Source organism: Phenylobacterium sp., assembly GCF_004799395.1.
Lineage (GTDB): Bacteria > Pseudomonadota > Alphaproteobacteria > Caulobacterales > Caulobacteraceae > Phenylobacterium.
The window spans coordinates 1-3,838 of the sequence record NZ_SSMZ01000147.1; the positions used below are offsets into that span (position 1 = coordinate 1).

Sequence of the window (3,838 nt, forward strand, 5' to 3'; positions counted from 1 at the left end):
CTTCCTCCAGATCTGGCATGTGGGCCGGCAGAGCCACGTCGACATGACCGAGGGCCAGACCCCGGTCGCGCCATCGGCGGTGACCTTCGACCAGGTGGTGTTCACAAAGGACGGCTGGGTGCCGGTGTCGCCGGCCCGCGCTCTGGACCTGCACGAGATCGAAGGCGTCGTGGAGGAGTTCCGGGCCGGCGCGGTGCGGGCCCAGGCCGCGGGATTCGACGGCGTCGAGATCCACGCGGGCAATGGCTATCTCATCGACCAGTTCCTGCAGGACGGAACGAACCGGCGGACCGACGCCTATGGCGGCGCGATCGAGAACCGCGTCCGCTTCCTCGTGGAGGTGGTCCGCGCCGTCACCTCGGTCTGGCCGAGCGACCGGGTCGGCGTGCGCATCGCCCCGAGCGGCAGCTGGGCCTCCATGTCGGACAGCGACCCCGAGGCCCTGTTCGGCCATGTGGCCGAGGTCCTGAACCCCTTTGACCTGGCCTATCTTCACATCATCGAGCCGCGCATCGTCGGGGCCGAGGCGCCGGTCGAGGGCCGTCCGCCGGTCGCGGCGTCGGCGCTCCGGAAGATCTTCCGGAACACGATCATCGCCGCCGGCGGATTCGACCGGGCCGGCGCGGAAGCCATCGTCGACAGCGGCGATGCAGACCTCGTGGCGTTCGGCCGTTTTTTCGCCGCCAACCCGGACCTCCCGGAACGGCTGCGCCGCAACCTGCCGCTCAATCCCTACGATCGTGACACATTCTGGGGCGGCGATCATCGCGGCTACACCGACTACCTCTTCCTCCCGGCCGAGAACGCCGCGGCGTGAGCGCACGCGAGTGGGCAAGGCCCACTCGCGCGTCGCCGCCTTGCGTCCGGACCTCACCGATCCTTCCCCTGGAGCCGCCGCCCATGACCCGCGATTTCGCCGACGATGTCCCGGCCGTCTTGCGGGAGGTCGCGACCCGGCCTCTGTTCGTCATGCGGCTGAACGTGAAGCCCCTGCAGGTCGTCGGGGCCACGCCGGGACTGTTCCGGCGCATCGGCGTGGTGCCGGGCGGGAGCTTCTTCGGCGCGCGCCTGGCAGGCGAGGTGCTGGAGGGCGGCGGCGACTGGCAGACCGTCCGGGGCGACGGGACGACGACCCTGGACGTCCGCCTGGCGCTGAGGACCAAGGGCGGCGAACTGATCGCCATGAGCTACCGGGGCCTGCGCCAGGGCGCCCGCGACACCCTGGAGCGGATCGACCGCGGCGAAGCGGTCGACCCGGCCGCCTACTACTTCCGCATTGTCCCGGTCTTCGAGACCGCGTCGCGCGAGCACGCCTGGCTGAACGACATCCTCGCGGTCGGGTTGGGCTACCGCTACGCCGATGGCGTCATGTACAGCGTCTTCGAAGTCCGATGACCGCGGTCCTGGCAGATGCTGTCGACCCGGCGGATCCGACCCCGCCACCCGCGATCGCGCCGCTGGCCTGGGCGCCCTGGCTCCTGGCCGTGGCCTGTGGCGTTACGGTCGCCAACCTCGTCTACGCCCAGCCGCTGACCGGCCCGATCGGCGCGGCGCTTGGGCTTCCGGCCGCGGCGCGGGGCCTGATCGTCACCCTGCCGCAAGCCGGCTATGGCCTGTCCCTGCTACTGATCGTCCCGCTGGCGGATCTCCTCGAGAACCGCCGGCTGGTGCTGACGCTGCTGCTGCTCGAGCTGGTCTGCCTGCTTGCGCTCAGCTTCGCGGCCCGGCCGGTCACCTTCCTGGGCCTGGCCTTCCTCGTCGGGCTGAACGCCGCCGTGGTCCAGGTCCTCCTTCCCTACGTCACCTATCTGGTGCCTGAGGCCGATCGCGGACGCGCCGTGGCCACCGTCGTCAGCGGGATCATGTTCGGCATCATGCTGGCCCGGCCCCTGTCCAGCCTGGTCGCAGACCTCTGGAGCTGGCGAGTCATGTTCCGGATCTCGGCAATCCTCATGACGGTGCTGGCGCTGGTCCTGCGCCTGGTGCTGCCGAAACGGCTTCCCGCGCCGGGTCTGACCTACCCGACCTTGCTCCGCTCGATGGGAGAGATTTTCTTCAGCACCGAACTGCTGCGGCGCCGGGCGCTTTACCATGCCTGCCTGTTCGCCGCGTTCAGCGCCTTCTGGACGGCCGCGCCCCTGTGGCTCAGCGGCCGACAGTTCGGCCTGAGCCAGGGCGGCGTCGCCGGGATCGCACTGGCCGGCGTGGCGGGCGCCCTGGCGCCACCGCTTGCCAGCCGCCTCGTCGACCATGGCCTGACCCGCCACGGGACAGTGGCCGCCATGCTCCTGGTCGTGGCGGCCTTCGCCGTGTCGATGCTGGCGCGAGACGGATCTTCGGTCGCCATCGGAGTCGTCGTCCTGGCCGCGATCATCCTCGACGCGGCGGTCTCGGCCAACATGGTGTTCGGGCAGCGGGCGATCTACGCCCTGGCCGCGGAACAGCGCAGCCGCCTCAACGGCCTCTACATGGCGACCTTCTTCACGGGCGGCGCGATCGGCTCGGCCCTGAGCGGCTGGGCCTTTGCGCGCTACGGATGGGGCGCGGTCGCGCTGCTGGGTGCGGGATTGCCGCTCCTGGCGCTCGCCTATCTCGCGACGGAGCGCAGGCGCGACCGGGCAATCTGAACGTGCAGGGGTGCAGCCCCATGCACGCGTTGACCGTCGCCAGATTCTATAGGGCGTTTATAATGTAAAGCGCTGTTTAGCGACGCGGCAAAACCCTCGAATTCACGGCTATTTATTGGCGTAACGGAGGCCAGCGAACGACCCTCGTCCTGAAGCCGCAGCCGCAGCACAGGACCGAGTCAGATGTCATTGGTCGCACAGTCCCAATTCGAACGGCCGGCGTCCGCCGCAGGCGCGCCGATCGACTGGCCGATCTCGGGGACGGCCGTCGATGCTTCGGGCTCCCGGCTCGTCACACTCGAGCGCCGGGACTGGACGACGACCCGCGCGGCGCATCGCGTCCTGAGGTCCGACGGTGGTCTCAACCTCGACCTCCGTTCGGAGCAACCGCAACTCTTCATCGTCCTGGAAGCGGTGGGGGCCCCGATCGTCGTGAAGGCGCAGCAGGGCGGCGCGTCGTCGGCTCGGCGTCCCGGGCCCCACATCAGCCTGATCCCGGGGCAGACGGTGGCGACGGCAGCGTCCGAATCGTCGACCTACCTGCGCGAGATCACCATCCAGTTCGACATGACCGGCGATCCCCGGTGGGGGACCGGTCTGGACCCGTGCGCCGCCATGACGCCCCGCCTGATGTTCTTCGATCAGCGGGTGATGCGCTTGGGCGAGCTGCTTGCGGACGAGTGCGCGGTCGGGGAGGGCGCCGACACCCTCTACGGCGACAGCCTGGGCCTGGCCCTGCGCCAGGCGCTCGCCAGGCTCGGACAGTCGGCCGCCAACCCTCTGGCCCGCGGCGGCCTGGCGCCTTGGCAATTGAAGCGGGTGATCGACTACATGGAAGCCAACCTCTCCGCCGGCGTGCGGCTCGAGGCCCTGGCCGAACTGGCGGACTTCTCGCTTTCCCACTTCAGCCGCGCATTCAAGGCGTCGACCGGCCTGGCGCCGCACCGCTGGCTCCTGGACGCCAGGTTGCGGGAGGCCCGAAATCTGCTCCTGAACACCGAGGTCTCTTTGGCCGAGATCGCCCTGGACACCGGCTTTGTCGACCAGCCGCATTTCACCCGCGCCTTCACCAGCGCTATGGGGGAGCCGCCCGGCGCCTGGCGCAAGATGCGCTGCGACACGCGGTCCCACGCGGCGCTTGCGCCTAGGCCCTGCCGGTCTTGGGATGAGGCGCCGTCGACCCGGCGAGCCGCAGCCTGACTTGGGATGCT

At 69.9% G+C, this 3,838-nt stretch carries 4 protein-coding genes; all 4 read left to right on the plus strand.

Features of this window, described 5'->3' with window-relative positions:
• Positions 1 to 817, plus strand: an 817-nt coding sequence (locus E8A12_RS09735) for an alkene reductase (RefSeq protein ID WP_293368097.1), incomplete at its 5' end; no start/stop codon positions are given.
• Positions 818 to 900: 83 nt separating this feature from the next.
• A complete protein-coding gene (locus E8A12_RS09740; RefSeq protein ID WP_293368099.1) occupies positions 901 to 1,395 on the plus strand; it encodes a DUF3237 domain-containing protein in 495 nt (164 codons plus the stop codon).
• Positions 1,392 to 2,627 (plus strand): MFS transporter, encoded by a 1,236-nt coding sequence (locus E8A12_RS09745; RefSeq protein ID WP_293368101.1) that lies wholly within the window; start codon positions 1,392 to 1,394, stop codon positions 2,625 to 2,627. Before E8A12_RS09740 ends, E8A12_RS09745 begins: the two co-directional genes overlap by 4 nt.
• Before the next feature lie 183 nt (positions 2,628 to 2,810).
• A complete protein-coding gene (locus tag E8A12_RS09750) occupies positions 2,811 to 3,827 on the plus strand; it encodes an AraC family transcriptional regulator (protein ID WP_293368103.1) in 1,017 nt (338 codons plus the stop codon).
• Positions 3,828 to 3,838 lie beyond the last annotated feature (11 nt).

Coding starts and splice junctions, on each gene's coding strand:
- E8A12_RS09745 (WP_293368101.1), top strand. CDS start 1,392: ATGACCGCGGTCCTGGCAGATGCTGTCGACCCGGCGGATCCGACCCCG.
- E8A12_RS09740 (WP_293368099.1), top strand. CDS start 901: ATGACCCGCGATTTCGCCGACGATGTCCCGGCCGTCTTGCGGGAGGTC.
- E8A12_RS09750 (WP_293368103.1), top strand. CDS start 2,811: ATGTCATTGGTCGCACAGTCCCAATTCGAACGGCCGGCGTCCGCCGCA.